12 protein-coding genes are annotated in these 16,597 nt (G+C 39.0%); 4 read left to right on the forward strand and 8 right to left on the reverse strand.

Annotated elements, in window-relative coordinates; translation table 11 throughout:
* Window positions 1-72 precede the first annotated feature (72 nt).
* Together I573_RS01560 and I573_RS01565 are read left to right on the forward strand one after the other, a co-directional pair.
* The gene (locus I573_RS01560; RefSeq protein WP_016184811.1) at window positions 73-882 is read left to right on the forward strand and encodes an aldo/keto reductase family protein; all 810 of its coding nucleotides are present in this window, start codon (window positions 73-75) and stop codon (window positions 880-882) included.
* Window positions 883-1,072: 190 nt separating this feature from the next.
* Window positions 1,073-2,164, forward strand: a complete 1,092-nt coding sequence (locus I573_RS01565) for a PTS sugar transporter subunit IIC (RefSeq protein WP_016184812.1) — start codon at window positions 1,073-1,075, stop codon at window positions 2,162-2,164.
* A 33-nt stretch (window positions 2,165-2,197) separates the two neighbouring features.
* On the opposite strand, the gene I573_RS01570 is transcribed toward I573_RS01565, so the two are convergent.
* Genes I573_RS01570 through I573_RS01580 form a run of 3 tightly spaced genes read right to left on the reverse strand, consistent with a single transcriptional unit; the run spans window position 2,198 to window position 7,092 of the window.
* Window positions 2,198-3,127 carry a family 20 glycosylhydrolase gene (locus I573_RS01570; protein WP_016184813.1) on the reverse strand — a complete coding sequence of 310 codons (930 nt, stop codon included), beginning with the start codon at window positions 3,125-3,127 and terminating at the stop codon, window positions 2,198-2,200.
* Window positions 3,124-5,790 carry an alpha-mannosidase gene (locus I573_RS01575; protein ID WP_016184814.1) on the reverse strand — a complete coding sequence of 889 codons (2,667 nt, stop codon included), beginning with the start codon at window positions 5,788-5,790 and terminating at the stop codon, window positions 3,124-3,126. Before I573_RS01575 ends, I573_RS01570 begins: the two co-directional genes overlap by 4 nt.
* A 12-nt stretch (window positions 5,791-5,802) precedes the next feature.
* A complete protein-coding gene (locus tag I573_RS01580) occupies window positions 5,803-7,092 on the reverse strand; it encodes a glycoside hydrolase family 125 protein (protein ID WP_016184815.1) in 1,290 nt (429 codons plus the stop codon).
* A 122-nt stretch (window positions 7,093-7,214) separates the two neighbouring features.
* Here I573_RS01580 and I573_RS01585 point away from each other — a divergent pair, with 122 nt between their 5' ends.
* Both I573_RS01585 and I573_RS01590 read left to right on the forward strand, forming a co-directional pair.
* Window positions 7,215-8,270, forward strand: a complete 1,056-nt coding sequence (locus I573_RS01585; RefSeq protein ID WP_211213380.1) for a GntR family transcriptional regulator — start codon at window positions 7,215-7,217, stop codon at window positions 8,268-8,270.
* Entirely contained in the window at window positions 8,263-10,416 is a 2,154-nt protein-coding gene (locus I573_RS01590; protein ID WP_016184817.1) for a GH92 family glycosyl hydrolase, read from the forward strand. Before I573_RS01585 ends, I573_RS01590 begins: the two co-directional genes overlap by 8 nt.
* A 40-nt stretch (window positions 10,417-10,456) precedes the next feature.
* On the opposite strand, the gene I573_RS01595 is transcribed toward I573_RS01590, so the two are convergent.
* From I573_RS01595 to I573_RS01615, 5 genes are read right to left on the reverse strand one after another with little or no spacing between them, the layout of a single operon-like run.
* Window positions 10,457-11,311: an ROK family protein gene (locus tag I573_RS01595; RefSeq protein ID WP_016184818.1), complete on the reverse strand. Its 855-nt coding sequence runs from the start codon at window positions 11,309-11,311 to the stop codon at window positions 10,457-10,459.
* Window positions 11,312-11,313: 2 nt separating this feature from the next.
* Window positions 11,314-12,690, reverse strand: coding sequence for a glycoside hydrolase family 1 protein (locus I573_RS01600; RefSeq protein WP_016184819.1), 1,377 nt, complete (start codon window positions 12,688-12,690; stop codon window positions 11,314-11,316).
* A gap of 14 nt (window positions 12,691-12,704) precedes the next feature.
* Window positions 12,705-14,147 (reverse strand): response regulator transcription factor, encoded by a 1,443-nt coding sequence (locus I573_RS01605; RefSeq protein WP_016184820.1) that lies wholly within the window; start codon window positions 14,145-14,147, stop codon window positions 12,705-12,707.
* Window positions 14,122-15,858 (reverse strand): sensor histidine kinase, encoded by a 1,737-nt coding sequence (locus I573_RS01610; RefSeq protein ID WP_016184821.1) that lies wholly within the window; start codon window positions 15,856-15,858, stop codon window positions 14,122-14,124. Before I573_RS01610 ends, I573_RS01605 begins: the two co-directional genes overlap by 26 nt.
* A complete protein-coding gene (locus tag I573_RS01615; protein WP_016184822.1) occupies window positions 15,851-16,465 on the reverse strand; it encodes a YesL family protein in 615 nt (204 codons plus the stop codon). The genes I573_RS01610 and I573_RS01615 overlap by 8 nt, the downstream gene beginning before the upstream one ends.
* Window positions 16,466-16,597: the final 132 nt, after the last annotated feature.

The raw sequence follows: 16,597 nt of genomic DNA on the forward strand, positions 1-16,597 counted from the left end.
CAAATAAAACAAAATTCTCCTTTAATTTACATTTATTTGCTACACTTACTATATGATAAGGAGGCGGATTATATGGAGTACGTTACATTAAATACTGGTATTCAACTTCCAGTTATCGGAAGCGGGACGAATACTTTTGGGAAAGTTGATCATCAATATATGGGTGAGATCAATGATGATACAAGTGAAATTTTAGATGCGATCGCACTTGGCTATCGTCATTTTGACACGGCGATCATGTATCGGAATGAACGTGTTGTGGGAAAAGCACTAAAAGAATCCGGTCTTGACCGCAAAGAATTTTTTATCACATCAAAAATCCCTGGTGAAGAACAGTACTACCGTGATGAACAAGCTGTTCATGAAGGTGTGCAACAAAGCTTAGCTGCGCTTGATACCGACTATATCGATCTTTATTTGATTCACCACCCTTGGGACAATAATGATCAAATCGCATTGGTCTGGCGCGTGTTAGAATCTTACGTCGAAAAAGGCATATTAAAAGCGATCGGCGTATCCAACTTTTCACCTGAGCAATTGGATGCTTTGATGAAACATAGCACCATTAAACCTGCAATAAACCAAATCGAGTCTCATCCTGGAAAATGGAATCAAGAATGGATCGATTTTTGTCTTAATCACCACGTCGTACCGGAAGCTTGGGGACCATTGACTCGTGTAAGTGACGAGGCAAAACATACATTATCCATGATTGGCGACTATTACGGAAAAACTTGGGCTCAAGTCATTTTGCGTTATCAATTAGATCAAGGTGTCGTAGTAATACCAAAATCACATCACCACGGCCGTCAAAAACAAAATCTAGAATTATTTGACTTTGAATTAACACCAAAAGATCGTGAAACGATTGCGACTCTCTAAATCTAGTATCTCCTACTACTTGACGTAGTGGGAGTTTTTTTCTTGTTTTCTCTATATCTTTTGCAATATTTAGAAAAATTTAATTTTTTTTGGAAAAAGTGGTTGAAACTTTCATTTTTTTACGATAGAATCATATCAATTCAAATTGTTAGAAAATTTAGAATATACAGAATGTTAGGAGGATTTAATTATGGAAGCTAGTACAACGAAACAAATGACGAAAAAAGAAATCGTCAAAGACCATGTCTACAAAGTCTCAGCGGGAATCTCAAATGCGGTGTTGGTTACGTTAGGTATTGGATTGTTATTTGAAACCATCGGAAAATTTACTGGGATTACTGAGATTACACAAATCGGGACACTAGCGAAATTATTACTTGCTCCAGCATTTGGTGCCGGAATCGCGTATCAGCTTGGGACCAATACCCTAGTTGTATTTAGTTCCATGATCGCCTCGACTGTCGGTGCCAATTCTGTTTTCTTTACACAAGGTTCGATCGATAGTATGACGATCACCGGTCATGCAGTCTCCCAAGCAGCTGGTGGTGGAATTTTTACAACAGGACAGCCGATCAGTGCGGTCTTGGCTGGATTGATCACCGCTCTTGTCGGAAAATGGTTGACTGGAAAAACACCTTTAGATATGATTTTAGTTCCTTTTGGAAGTTTACTTATCGGTGGCGTAAGCGGAGTATTACTCGCTTACGTGACGACTCCACTTCTACTAGGATTGAGCGAAATGATTGCGAGTACTGTTCATTATTCACCTGTTTTTGGTTCAATGGCTGTCGCACTCGCTTGGAGCATCTTACTCATGACTCCTGCTTCATCTGCTGCACTTGCGATCGCCCTTCAACTTGACCCTGTTTCTTCTGCAGCTGCCTTGATTGGCTGTACGTGTCAATTTGTCGGATTTACTGTTATGAGTTTTAAAGACAATAAGATCGGTGCTAATATTGCACAAGGATTGATCACACCAAAAGTTCAATTTGCCAATCTTACTTTACATCCGCAAATGGTGATTCCACCATTTGTGGCGGCAATCATTTGTGCACCAATCGCAACCGTTGGCTTTAACTTCCAAACGAGTTTTGAACTTGCTGGCTTAGGATTAAACTCCTTGATCGCTCCATTGAACCTTTGGGCTACTGATCCTCGTTCATTTATCATCTATCTATTTGTGGGAATTTTCCTTCCAGCTGTGATTACGTACGGACTTTACTTTGTAATGGTTCGTGTGGGTTCAGCTAAACGTGGTTACTTAAAAATTGAAGTACAATAATCAAAAAGCAGTGGTCAAATCGACCACTGCTTTTTATTTTGTCGCAAGTTCTGTGAGTAAAGGTGTAATTTTCGTTAAAATCATATCTTCATCTAATGCCTCTGGATGATCACCCCATATCGAGAAATAAAATCCTTTCGAACGATGTGTCGTATCCCATTGTTGCTGGGCAAATTTAGCAGGCGTAAAGTCCCTTAACTTTTCTACACTAGGATAGGTATATCCTGCTGCTTCTCCTAACACAAAGTACAAATCATTGTCATTGTAATTGAAGAGAGGATGATGATGTTCTAAAAATGTATCAACTGGCGCCATTTCTTTATGCCACCGTGTCCAATACGCGATTTCAATCGAAGACTTTAATCGATTTTCTGTTTTTTTTCGATAGCAGCCATCATTCCAAATTCGTGCTCGTTTTCCTTTTTGCTCAACAACTTCCGCCAAATCATTGATGTAATCGACTTGATTGGTCGCACTAAGACATGTTTGAACACGCGAAGGCAAATAAGCTACACGATCCCAGTCTATAACTTCATCACAGCCTAGATGAAACACCGGGCTATCTGAAAAGAGAGTGAGCACTTCGGTAATCAATGATTTGATATGCGCGACAAATCTAGGATCTGTGATATCTGCAGCGCATTTGATCGACTCATCCAAACGAAACTGTGGGTACACACGTAAAAAATGTTGTAAATGCCCAGGACTATCTAACTCTGGGATAATCGTGATCTGTTTTTGTTTTGCATAACGTTGAAACTCGAGAATCTCAGCTTTGGTAAAATGATCAGCCGAAACTAATTCCGGGCATACGTCACTTTCGATTCGATACCCTTCATTATCTGAAAAATGAAGCTGTAGATGCGTAAAATGAGTCAGCTCCATCACATCGAGTAATCGAAAAATAAAATCAGAGGAATATACTTTACGCGCACAATCTAAAACAACTCCTCTTTCCATCATCGATCAGCTAGTGTTAGGATTTGATACGGTCCTAATTCATTTGATAATTCGATTGGTTGCTCTAAAAGATTGACGGTTTGAGTCAATGCTTCACCTTGTTTTTCGACAGTATACGAAACCGTATGATCACTTAGATTATAACCTCGAACGATCAGAGCATTATCTGCCTTGCGACGTTTGACTGCTGTCAACTCAAATACTTCTTGTGGATTAGAAAGATACGTTCCATTTATTGGCCATGTACCCGATGACGTTAACTGACGAGCTTGCAATGGAATTTGAGCCGCATGGGCTACTTTATACGTCTCATAGCGGGTATCAGGAGTACCATGCACTTGAAGGCCATAATGAAATACTTGTTCACCTAAACATTGTGCTTCTGGTGTAGCAAAATAGCCCCAGTCTCCCAATTCGCCCACACTTCTTAGTAAAGTCAGCGCAATCGTTGATCCCACAATCTCATATTCATTCAAACCATAGTTTGAAACCGTCACACCAAACGCTTCATCGTGAAGATTTACAAATGCATGTTGATGTTGAGGATTGGTCGGATTTTCCCATTGTGGACTCACCTTATTTGGACGTACGACTGTTTCATAGATACTATCTGCCTCATGGATCTCACTTAAGATCGTAGTATCAAACAATACACGCAAACGATGGTCTTTGATCGTATTGTCAACTTTTGTTTCGACTTCTAAAGATTTCGTTTGTCCATGCATCGTAATCGTTGTTTCAATCACATAGGGTACACAATCTGCACTTCGTTTTGCTTTGCGCTCTCTGAAATCAACAATTTTAAGCTGTTCTAGTAAGAGACGTTCATCGGCTGAAACAGGTAACTGCATTTCATGGATCAGTTTGATTTTAGCTTGTACAGGTGTATCCTCAACAATCTCAACGCGATGCGGAAATGCTGTTGAAAGGTAAGCTTGATCGTGTTCTGGCTGTCTGAAAATATACTCATTTGCGATATCGCCTACGTCTTCAAATATCAATTGATCGGTTAATGTTCGACCGACGCTTTTATCTACAAACGTTAAGGCTCCATTTTCTTGGATCTCAATACGCACATGTTCATTTTCTAAGCAACAACCAGCTTGTGTAACGAAAGAATGGGTATTCGCTGTTTGTTGACCTTCAATCAATGCGAAGCTTTGCCAAGAAAATGGTGCTAATTCAGTCGTTTCAAGACAAACTGTGACATATTTTTGCATATACGGTACACGGAACCGATCTTTTGGTAGATCGTAGCCAAAGCGGATTTTTTCCGCACTGATCGTTGCGTTGATTTCTTGTCCTTTCGCATCGATCACGGTATAGGTCTTTTTGTCTTGTGCTTCTAATTGTTCGTACCCAATCGACGGATACGCTTCTTTAAATAAAATGCGTTCAAGTTCCACATCAAGTGTGACGATATCATTTTTTAACACATTACTTGTATTCCAAACAGCAAATGGACTACTCGATTCAGGAAAATCGCTCGTATCGATCGCTTGATTCAGTACGTCTAACGATTCCTTCACTAAATAGTTCCCCACTGCTTCTGCTTTTTCAAAACGGGTAATCATTTCACGATGGACTTCATCGACAGAACACCCACAAATACTATCGTGAGGATGATTTTGCATCAAAAGTTTCCACGCATAATCGATTTGATAATGAGGGTATTCCCCGGTTAGCTCATATGCCATGGTCGCAAGTGGTTCAACTAGATTTTCTAATAACCGACTGACTTTAGTGTTCCACTGTTTGAGATATACTCTTGCGGAAGCTGTATTGGCTAATGTAAACCATCCATCGGTTTCTTGACTCGTTAACTCGCCAGTAACTGTACTTAATGCTTCAGGCAAATCTTGTTTTACAGCTTCGATGTAGTCTTTAAAGCTAGCATGAACAAATTCATAATCAGGATATAATTCATTTGCCAAGAAAATTGCTTGTGTGACATCTTTTTGAACTGGCTGATGGTCAACACCATTCATCATCAATAAATGTGGTGTGGAGGCAAAACGTTCCACTTCGGCTAATTTTTGATCCCAAAACGCTCGAGCTTCTGTTTCAGTTGTAGGAATTTCATTACCATTACTATACCAATTTGCAAATAGAATCCCTAAAATCTCACTGCCATCTGGGCCTTGCCAGTGCATCTCAGAAAATTGTGAGGTATAACTTTCAGCTGCTAAGACTTCGTTATCAAAACCAATTGGCTTTACACCACGTCCAAACGCCGCTGTATCCAGATTTGCTAGTTTCATCAATTGTGGTGTCTGTCCCATATTCCCAAACGTATCTGGAAAATAACCTAATGGGACAGCTTGACCAAAACGTTCACACTCTGCATGTCCAATCAACATATTACGTACATTTGATTCTGAACTGATCAAAAAGTCGTCTTGCAAAATGTAAAATGGACCAATCTGTAACTTTCCCTTAGCGATGGCTTCACGTACTTTTGTTTCATTCTCAGGACGAACTTGCAAGTAATCGTCTAAAATAATCGTTTGACCATCCAGATGAAAACTATGAAAATCTGGATCAGTCTCAAATAATTCCAAGAGATCATCCATCAATTCAACTAGGCGCATATGATGTTCCTCATACGGCAAATACCATTCACGATCCCAATGACTATGGGATAAAATATATACTTTTTTCTTCATTTGATTTACTCCTTATTTTTCTACTCGAATATCAAAGTAATCCATTACCAATTCACAAAACATCATATTTGCCCAAGAGAACCATTCTCTTGTGTACTGTGTTGGATCGTCGACATGAAATCCTTCATGCATCAAGTGAGTCCCTGCATCGGTTGCCACGAGTTGATCTAAAATCCGTTTTTTCTCCGCGCGATCATCAGTCGTCATCCCTTCCATCGCCAGTGCAATCGGCCAAACATATTCTTCTGGTGTATGAGAAGAGCCGATTCCTTTTGCATACGTCCCTTCATAATAATAAGGATTTTCTTTACTTAATAATGTTTTTCGCGTACGAAGGTAAAGCGGATCATGCATATCTTTATAACCTAGATACGGTGCTGCGATTAAGTTAGGAACATTACTATCATCCATCAATGATGCATTGCCTAATCCATCGACTTCGTAAGCATATACCGTTTCACCAGCTTTGTTTTTTGTTAAGGCATGAGTAGCGATCCCTTCTTCTAATTCTGCTTTTAAAGTAGCCGCACGTGTTGCAATCGATTCATCTGACAAGACTGTTGTAAAAATCTCTTCGATATAGCCTAAAATCACGACTGCAAATAAATTAGACGGAACTAAGTAGCCGTACTCACACGCATCATCACTTGGTCGAAAACCAGACCACGTCATTTTTGTAAATCCTACCGGTGTGCCTTTTCCATCATTGACTAACGTATCTTCTTTGCGTGTCGTATCTCGCTCAAAACGATAAGGCGATGTTTCATGATGTTGCTCAGTTTTAAAAACGGTTAAAATTTTCTGAACTCCAGTGACGAATGCTTTATTAAATTGATCGGTTCTGCCCGTATTCTTATAAAGTAAATACGCTAATTGAACAGGATAACATAAAGAATCAATTTCATATTTTCGTTCCCAGATCCAGCCATTCATTTGGGTGTGATCGCTTTGGTGACCTGCATGATTATCAGATTCATTAAACGCATTTGCATAAGGGTCAAGATTGATATACGAAAATTGTTTTTTGACTAACCCACTGATCATCGCAGCTAAATCATCATCTTCTTTTGCAATCACAAGATACGGTCTCACCTGTGCAGTAGAATCGCGAAGCCACATTGCTGGGATGTCACCTGTTAATAAAAAGGTCGTTCCATCCTCGTGACGTTTTACTGTGGTCAATAAAGTATTGGCAAATGCAGCTTGAAAATTTTCTGCCCAATGTGCATGCTCCTCGCCACATAAAGTGGTAATCTTTTCCATAAATTGAACTACTGATTTTGGAACTTCTTGATACGCCATAGTTAGTTTCCTCCAATTTGATATATCATTTAAGGCGATTATACGAGATATTTTTTATTTTGTCTACGCTTTCATTAATAAAATTCTTTACTTTTGACGAAAATTAGATAAAATATAGTTAAATGATATATCAAATAAAAGAGGTGATACGATTGGCTGCATTGTATGAAACGATTTTAAATGATTTAAAAGAAGCCATTTTAAGCAAAAAGCTCCCACCAGGAAGCAAGCTTCCAACTGAAATGCAGCTCTCAACGGACTATCAAGTGAGCCGCATTACATCAAAACGCGCGTTAACCGAGCTTGAAAATTTAGGATTGATCGAACGCACAAGAGGTCGCGGAAGCTTTGTAAAAGCACAAGCACCTAAAGCAAATCAAACAAAGCGGATCTTGTTTTTACTCCCGTTCTATAATGATCTTTCTCTAGGAAACTTCACAGAAGGATTACTTCCTATATTGCAAGATGCTCAATATGATCTATTGATGACTGATTTTACTTATTTGACTTCACATGATTGCACGAGTATCCAGACAGAATTTTCGGGAATGATCTATTATGCGACGAAAGAACAAGATCACTTAGAATTATTGATCGAGCTTTCTTTAGCTGACTTCCCAGTCGTCATCTTGGATAAAGAACGTGCCGATCTTGATTTTCCAACAGTCATCGCCAATAATTTAATTGGTGGATTTGAAGCAACAACTTTACTTCTAGCGCAACAGCACCAACGAATCGGCTATTTAACCAATAGTCAACCCTTACCACAGTCGACGATGCAACGTTATCTAGGCTATCGAAAAGCGGTAAAAGATTCTTTCTTTCTAAGTTTAGAAGAACTTCCAACATTGGAGAATTTTTTAGCACTCCAACAAGAAAAGCAGATTACAGCTTGGGTCTGTGAAAATGATTTGATCGCCATCGAAGCGATGCGACAGTTAAAAGCAGTTAAAATTTCAGTTCCTGATGATATCTCGATTATCGGATTTGATAATATCCAAGCCGCTGCATTAGTAGATCCAGCATTGACCACGATCTCTCAAAATTTTGATAAAATCGGCTATACTGCAGGACAACTACTTTTAGAATGGATCACAACAGGACAAAAACCTAGCTCACAAAAAATCGACGTTACACTTATTACAAGACACTCAACAAAGGAGATTTCTCATGACTAATCACATTACACAAATCGATACTCGCCATGGAACAGCCAATCAATATAGTTTTTCTCACGGTAACTGCCTCCCTTATACGGGCGTTCCTTTCGGGATGAATTACTTCGCTCCACAAACCACCGACCAAAAAGGAAGTTGGTGGTTTCATCCAGAAGATCATACATTTCAAGGCTATCGCTTGACGCATCAACCTAGTCCTTGGATGGGTGATTTTAGTCATGTACTCATGACCCCTGTCGGAGAAGCGTTTAGTGAACTTTCATTATTCCATACTCAAAGTTCTTACCGTCCTAGCGAAGCTACATTTTTACCTTATGCACTTAAAATCCACCAATTGCGTTACAATATCACCTCGTCGTTAGTCCCTAGTCGTTATGGTGGAATTTTAGAAATCGACTACGATGCTCAAAATCAAGCTGGCTTTTTAGTAACACTAGACGGCTATTTAGCTCATGAACAACTCAATGCACACGAACTTCGTGTCGAATTTTCAAATTATAGCGATTGTGAAGATAAATCTTTGACATTTTTTATGCATTTTCATTTTGAAAACGCTATTTCGACGATTAAAGAACATGAACAAGAATCTCAGCGCTTCTTATGGATCCAATTTGAGTCCACTAAAACCCAAACGATCCACTTTGGAACTTCGTTTATTAGTCGTGCACAAGCAAAACTCAATCTCACTCGTGAACTAGATCTGACACTGGCTGATTTTTATGAAGCTGCAAAAATGGTATGGCAATCGTATTTTGATCGGATCGAAGTTGAACATACTGATCCAGAACAAACCAAAACATTTTATCATACGCTTTATCGGATGTTTTTATTCCCTCAAACCTTTTATGAATATGACGAAACAAACCAAGCCATTCATTACGATACATTCAACCAAGCTGTGAAGCCTGGTGTCTTATATACGAATAATGGCTTTTGGGATACGTATAAAACTGTCTTTCCTTTCTTTTCACTTATCGCAAAAGAAGCGTATGAAGAAATGCTTGAAGGCTTTTTAAATAGTTATCGTGATACTGGATTTTTACCTAAATGGTTGTCTCCTGACGAACGTGGCATGATGCCTGGTACATTGATCGATGCTGTCATTGCCGATGCAGCAATGAAAAATATTCGATTAGATCTGTTACCTGAATTCTTTGAAGGGATGAAAAAAAGTGCGTCAGTTCAAAGTGAAAAAGCAAATTATGGTCGCCAAGGAACACTGGACTATTTGGAATATGGATATGTACCAAATGATTATCACGAGTCTGTGAACCATACTTTGGATTATGCTTATAGTGACTTTTGTATCAGTCAAGTTGCAGGGATTTTAGGAGATACGACTGCCCAAAATCAGTATCAAGCACAAGCGAAAAATTATCGTCATCTATTTGATCCAGAAACTGGATTTATGCGTTCTAAAGATCGTAATGGCACATTCCGTGAAGAGTTCTCCTCGATTCGTTGGGGCAAAGACTATGCAGAAGGCAGTGCATGGCAAAGTAGTTTTGCCGTTTATCAAGACTTTAAAGGACTGATCGACCTTTACGGAAGTGCAGAAGCCTTTAGCGAGAAACTTATAGCCTTATGCAACCAAGCACCACGTTTTGATGTCGCTGGCTATAATTTTGAGATCCATGAAATGTCTGAAATGGCTGCGATCGAGTTTGGTCAAGTCGCGATTTCCAATCAGCCAAGTTTCCATCTTCCTTATCTATTTGCCTACGCTGGAAAACCTGAAATGGCGCAACCGATGATCAAACATCTGATGACAGAATGTTTTGATGCAACCTCTCATGGTTATCCTGGTGATGAAGATAATGGAAGCATGTCAGGTTGGTATGTCTTTAGTTCCTTAGGATTCTATCCGGTAACACCTGGAAGTAATGAATTTGTAATTGGAATGCCTTTAGTCAAACATGCCGTGCTTCATTTATCAAACGGTGAGACACTAACGATCAATGCAACACCGAATCAAGTCCAACACGTCTTCATCGACCATATCGAGTACAACAAACAACTCCATCATAAGACTTTTTTCACTTATGACCAATTGATGCAAGGGGGTACGATCGACTATACGCTTGGTATCGTCCCTCACCCTAGAGCCTATGCTGCAAATGAATTGCCATTTTCATTATCAAACTAAAAAAACTCTTCCAAAATGACTGTCATTTTGGAAGAGTTTTTTAATGCTGTTGTAAAAAGTGAAACGCTGCACCGAAAAGATTGGCTTCATTTTGATACTGACAGGCAACGACTTCGGGCATGATCGCTTCAACAGTTTGCGCCTTCAAGCGATTGTATAAACGGATCTTGATCTCATCGATGACTTCTTCTTGAGCAGAAATCCCTCCACCAATCATGATCATCTGTGGATCGATCGCCACTTGAAGATTATATAAAGCACAGCTGATATCTTCATACATTTGATCTAATAGCTTTCGCGCGACAAGGTCTTGATTATTGGCACGACGGAACAGTTCCTTTCCATCGATCATATCTCCTGTTTCTTGGCTATATAATGCCGCACGATTTACAGCGGTTGCGACTTTACTTAAGGTTTCATTTTTATTTGGTAGCATCAAGCCAAATTCTCCGGCAAATAAGTGCGCGCCTTTATATAATTTGCGGTTGATAAATAACGCACCACCTACACCGGTTCCAATTACGACAAATAAGCCATGTTCAATCGTTTTACCCGCTCCAATCTCCATCTCACAGATCCCTGCACAATTGGCATCATTTTCGATCGTAACAGGAAGTGAAAACGCCGCTTCCAGTTCATCAAAAATCGGACGAAAATGAATGTAAGGTATGGCACTTAATCCTTCGATTTGTCGCGTCTTTTCATTCACTGCTCCGGGAGCACTAATCGCAACCCCTGTACATTCAGGAAATTTTTTGACGTACTCCGTGAGCTCATGTACAAAGCTTTCATAATTATCCGGTGTGTTAAACGACGTTTGATTCATTAACTGCTCATGTTCAAATACTGCACATTTAATCGATGTTCCTCCAATATCAAATACAACTAATGACATTCTTACTCCTCCTCAAACCCATTTTGTTGGCTCACTTGTTTGAACCATTGACCACTCTTTTTTAAGATACGTTCTTGAGTCTTTAAGTCGACACGATAAAATCCATAGCGATTTTTATAGGCATTCAGCCATGACCAACAATCTATAAACGTCCACGCATGATAACCAAAACAATGACTACCTTCTGAGATTCCTTTATGCAAGTAAGCTAGATGTGTCTTCATAAACTCGATACGATACGTATCATCCAGTTCTTGATCGTGTAAGAATCGTTCCTCATCGGCTACGCCCATTCCGTTCTCACTGACAAACCAAGGGATGTTTCGATACTCATCACGCATCATAATCGCGACATCATAAATCGCTTCAGGATAGATTTCCCAGCCTCGATAAGGATTGATCACCTTTTCAGGCCAATCATACGCAGCATACAGATCTTCAGGCATTTTTGCAGGCATATTCGGTGCAAGAGGCGCTTGAACGCGTCGTGGGTGATAATAATTTAATCCAATAAAATCCACGATCCCCTTAGCTAGTAATTCTCGATCTGTTTCTTTTGTGTTCGGAAGTAACTCATGTTGCATCAATAGATCAGGTAGTCCATCTGGTACATGCCCAAATACAGCGGGATCTAGGAAACTTTTTGTATTGAAAAGATTAGATATCTGTGCGGCTTTTTGATCATCAGCTTGCGCACTTTTAGCATAACTAGGAGTAATATTCAAAATGATCCCAATTTTTTTATTTGGCAATACTCGACGAAAAGCTTCAACGGCTTTGGCATGTGCTAATAATGTATGGTATCCCACTTGGATCGCTTTTTTGAAATCAACTATCGCTGGATAATGATACCCGTAAAGATAGCCACATTCTACATGAACGAGTGGTTCATTGAATGTAGTCCAATAACTAACTAAATCACCAAAACACTCAAATGCCGTTTGCGCATAAAAACCAAAGGCGTCAATCGATTCTCTAGCTTCCCACCCCCCTTTTTCCATTAACCACATCGGCATATCAAAATGAAATAAGTTGATAACAGGTTCGATGTTCTCCTGATGAATCGCTTCAAAATACTCGCGATAAAACGCAACTGCTTCTGGATTTAGTGTCTTACCATCTGGTAGCAAACGAGCCCACGAAATCGAAGTACGATATGAATTGAATCCAATCTCTTTCATTCGTTTACAATCTTCTTTGTAGTGTGTATAAAGCATCGAGGTATCGGTTGGCCCCACTTGGTCATAAAATAATTCTGGTTGTTGTTCAAACCAATAGTCCCAAGTCGTTGCTGTTTTTCCAACACTTAAACTTGCACCTTCTGTTTGCGGAGCTGATGTAGCTGCTCCCCACCAAAAATCTTTAGGAAATGTATACATCCTGTACCTTCTTTCTATTCTTCAATGAATTCATATTCGATCGTCTGATAGTGTTCACGAAATTCTTTTGGTGTTAAGCCTGTTAATTTTTTGAACATTTTCGAAAAATAAGTCGTGTTGTTGTATCCGATCGCATCAGCAATTTCATTGATATTTTGATTGCTATTGAGCAATAGTTCTTGAGCTTTTTTGATGCGTACTTGATTTAAATATTGCGCAAATGTTACTTGCATCTCTTTTTTAAATACTTGACCGATATAAACGACATTCAAATGAAGTTCATCGGCAATCAACTTTAAGGTCAGTTCTTCTTGATAGCGTGCTTTGGTAAGTGAAATGATACTTTGGGTTACTTCTGAAAATACTTTTTTGGTTTTTTTATGATACAAGGCAATCAACGTTTCTTCCAGTAACGTGCGCAACTGATAGACCGTATCGCTCATGCGGATATGCTGGATCATGTCATCATAAAACTCCATGATTTGAGCTGGGAATTGACGTAATAAGTCATTAAAAATCAAAAAAGCAATAAATTTTGTATCTTCTGGTGGTAATTGTTTTTGGATCACTTCATCAAAAATATGTTCTAATTCGTGTTGGATCGTATGGTAATCGCCGATCATCAAGGATTTATTAAAAGCTAAAAATGAAAATTCTTCATCGATCGATCCAGTCGTAAAACCTGAACGACTGGGCAATAAGTCTGGATAAAAGCGAGCCAATTGTTCTTTTTGGATAATTTTTTCATAGCTCTCATACACATTTTCCCAATCAGATACCGTCTCACCGATTGCTAGGTGCTCATATTGACTAAGTCGTTGTTTTTCTTGTTGCGTGATGTCTCCGATCCATACACAAACTAAGCGATTTTGTTGCAGTCGATAATATTCTTGATGACAAGAGACGAGGGTTTCCACAAAGCGAGCCAATGTCGCCTCATCACTTTCGATCCCTAAAACAGTAAATGGACCTACTTGTTGTTTTGGATCTGGAACCAGTCGTAAAAACTCCGCATCATTTAATTCATCCTGAATCCAACGGTGAATCGCTTCAGCACGTTCATGTTGATCTTTTTGTACTTTTTGATCGAGCAGCCTTTTAATATGAGCCACCTGTTCATATAATTCTGTGCGATCCACAGGCTTGACTAAATAATCGACGATCCCTAGTTTCATCCCTTCACGGACGTAATCAAATTCTTGATATCCAGATAAACACATGATCTCGATTGCAGGATCAAGCTGTTTGATCTGTTCAATCATTTCTAACCCACTCATCTCGGGCATCGTAATGTCGCTTAAGATAAATTCTACTCGATGATCGACTAAATACTCCAAAGCTTCTTTAGCCGAACGTGCCGTTTTGACGATCGTAAAGCCCAATTCTTGCCAAGGGATCAATTGTGTCAATCCCTCTAAAATCATATATTCATCATCGACTAACATCGCGCGGTACATACGGTTCAACTCCTTTTATCGTCAAAGTAATCGTGGTGCCGATTTGTTCTTCTGATTGGATCGTCATAGTAAAATCAGTTCCAAAATGATGATACAACCGCTGATACACATTGCCCATCCCGATCGACGTCGTATTTTGTTTCGTCAGTTGTGCTTGGACAGCCTGTAATCGCTCTTGGCTCATTCCTTTACCGTTATCTTTGATACGAATCACAACTTCTTGATCTTCGCGAAAGGCTTTGACACTGATTGCATTGTCGGTCCTTGTGTAGTCGATACCATGGACGAAATAATTTTCAATCAACGGTTGAATACAAAATTTCGGCAGATAGATCTCGGTTAATTCAGGTTCGATATCAAAATGATAGGCAATACAGTCCGGATAGCGCATCTGATAAAGATAGACGTACTTCTCACAAAACGAGAGTTCTTTTTTTAAGGTCGTCATTTTTTCTTGTTGTGTGTTATTTCGCAGCAAAGCAGCAAACGCATACACAACATCTGCTAATTCTAATTGTTGTTTACTCACTGCATACATCCGGATATACTCTAACGTATTGTATAAAAAATGAGGATTGATCTGCGATTGTAGTGCACGCATTTGTGCATCTTTTTCTTGAATCTCTAATTGATAATTGTCTTTGATATAACGATCTAAACTTTCGATCATCTCATTGATTTCCTCTGATAGATCAAGTAGTTCACCTTGCATCATATCTAACTCGATTTTTTGTGTCAGATCTCCTGTGGCGACTTGGTGCATCGTTTGACCGATACGTTGGATTTGAAATAGATAATGTTTGAACGTTCGTTTTAAAATCGTCAATAAGATTACAATCAAGATCAATGCGACTATGCTGATCTGTAGAAAGACTTGACTATTTTTTTGCCAAATAATCCGTTTGCTTCCCAAGATAATAAATGAAAAGTCGCGACTCGTTTGTTTATCGATCACATCATAATCTTGTGCGATGATAGCTGGGATCTGACCTGTTTGTTGATAACTGGTTTCCAATTGTTTGGCTGCTTCTTGTTTGATAAAGCGTTGGCTTTTAAAAATAAATTGATCCGTTCGGTCGACAATAAAGGCATCGATCCCTTTATAAGAAGCGGCTTGTTTGGTCTCACCAAAAACTGTTCGTTTTGAAAACACGGCTGAAATCTTCCCTAAACTCGTCCGATTAAACGGATCCATGATCATTCGTGTCATCACCAAACCATCTTGTTTTGGTACTTCACCCGTCGCTTTTTTCCCATTGGGTTGCTTTCGATCGGCCATCAAAAATCCTGGAGAATCATCTAATTGAACATACAATCGTTCAAGATCTGGAAATGCTGTAAAAAATCCTGCAACTTTACTTGAGAGTCGGTTATCCATCTGCGTTTTTTCCCAATACTCTTGGGTATAATCAAAATAAGCAGAGGAAGACAGCGTCAAGTACTGGCGAATATTTTCGATTTCTTGATTGCCCCCAGTCAATTCCGTATAGATATAACTCATTGTATTTTCTTTATCGACTACATAATTGGATAAACGATCTTCTAGGAGAGACATTTCTTCTTGCATCTTCTTTTGATTCATCTGTGCCATAAATACGCACAAAATGATCGCAGTGGAGACGATCACCCCTACGATCACAAAGCTATAGATCTGCATCAAGCGATTCATCAAATAGCGTTTTTTAAATAGACGAGTATATGGATTAGGCATGAGAATCAAGCTTTCCATCAATCATTTGGCGAATATTCTTTGTAGCATACCCACTCCAGACTGCGACAAGCGTCACACTCAAAAAGACTGCCAAGCCTTTAAAATACCACGTTAAAATCGCGATACTTATTAAACCAATCACCACTTTTAAGAATGTAGCAAAATGATAAAACACACTGATCACAGCTAATTTAAGCAATTGAGAAAATGGAATCTCATAGGTCGACTGATAAAGTGTCATATAGAGATACGTCACATTGACTAAGAGTAATGTCGTCAATAAAAGCAGATCGATCATCAACCAAATCAACCCTTGTAACTGAATGGAAAGATACAGGTTATACCCTAATAACAACGTAAAACTTGTCGCCAACCAATAGCTTTGGTTTCCGATTTTAAAATTCAGTTTAAACTGAGTAAAAAAGCGTTTGAACGTCAACTCTTGATAACTCATCCCATATTCATTCAAAAGATCACTTAATGCTTGAAACGCAGGACCAATCCCAAATACGATCCCTCCAATACAGGTACAAACTAAAAAATAAAGGTTTAATTTGATCATCGACCATGCGACATAAAATAAACGTTGAATTCCACTGCTGACCATTTGTCTTCCTCCTTTTATCTGGCTAAAACGGTGCATAAGTTAGCCTACAACATCCTATAAGATAACGTTTACATCGTTTTGATTATTGTAGCATATTTTTAAAAGAAAAAGTGGCAAGTGTCAAACTTGCCA

The sequence above is a fragment of the Enterococcus sulfureus ATCC 49903 genome (genome assembly GCF_000407605.1).
In the GTDB taxonomy this organism is placed as follows: domain Bacteria; phylum Bacillota; class Bacilli; order Lactobacillales; family Enterococcaceae; genus Enterococcus_G; species Enterococcus_G sulfureus.

Excerpts from the sequence above, each read along its gene's own strand:
- I573_RS01560 (WP_016184811.1), top strand. The coding sequence starts at position 73 with ATGGAGTACGTTACATTAAATACTGGTATTCAACTTCCAGTTATCGGA.
- I573_RS01565 (WP_016184812.1), top strand. The coding sequence starts at position 1,073 with ATGGAAGCTAGTACAACGAAACAAATGACGAAAAAAGAAATCGTCAAA.
- I573_RS01570 (WP_016184813.1), bottom strand. The coding sequence starts at position 3,127 with ATGATGGAAAGAGGAGTTGTTTTAGATTGTGCGCGTAAAGTATATTCC.
- I573_RS01575 (WP_016184814.1), bottom strand. The coding sequence starts at position 5,790 with ATGAAGAAAAAAGTATATATTTTATCCCATAGTCATTGGGATCGTGAA.
- I573_RS01580 (WP_016184815.1), bottom strand. The coding sequence starts at position 7,092 with ATGGCGTATCAAGAAGTTCCAAAATCAGTAGTTCAATTTATGGAAAAG.
- I573_RS01585 (WP_211213380.1), top strand. The coding sequence starts at position 7,215 with ATGATATATCAAATAAAAGAGGTGATACGATTGGCTGCATTGTATGAA.
- I573_RS01590 (WP_016184817.1), top strand. The coding sequence starts at position 8,263 with ATGACTAATCACATTACACAAATCGATACTCGCCATGGAACAGCCAAT.
- I573_RS01595 (WP_016184818.1), bottom strand. The coding sequence starts at position 11,311 with ATGTCATTAGTTGTATTTGATATTGGAGGAACATCGATTAAATGTGCA.
- I573_RS01600 (WP_016184819.1), bottom strand. The coding sequence starts at position 12,690 with ATGTATACATTTCCTAAAGATTTTTGGTGGGGAGCAGCTACATCAGCT.
- I573_RS01605 (WP_016184820.1), bottom strand. The coding sequence starts at position 14,147 with ATGTACCGCGCGATGTTAGTCGATGATGAATATATGATTTTAGAGGGA.
- I573_RS01610 (WP_016184821.1), bottom strand. The coding sequence starts at position 15,858 with ATGCCTAATCCATATACTCGTCTATTTAAAAAACGCTATTTGATGAAT.
- I573_RS01615 (WP_016184822.1), bottom strand. The coding sequence starts at position 16,465 with ATGGTCAGCAGTGGAATTCAACGTTTATTTTATGTCGCATGGTCGATG.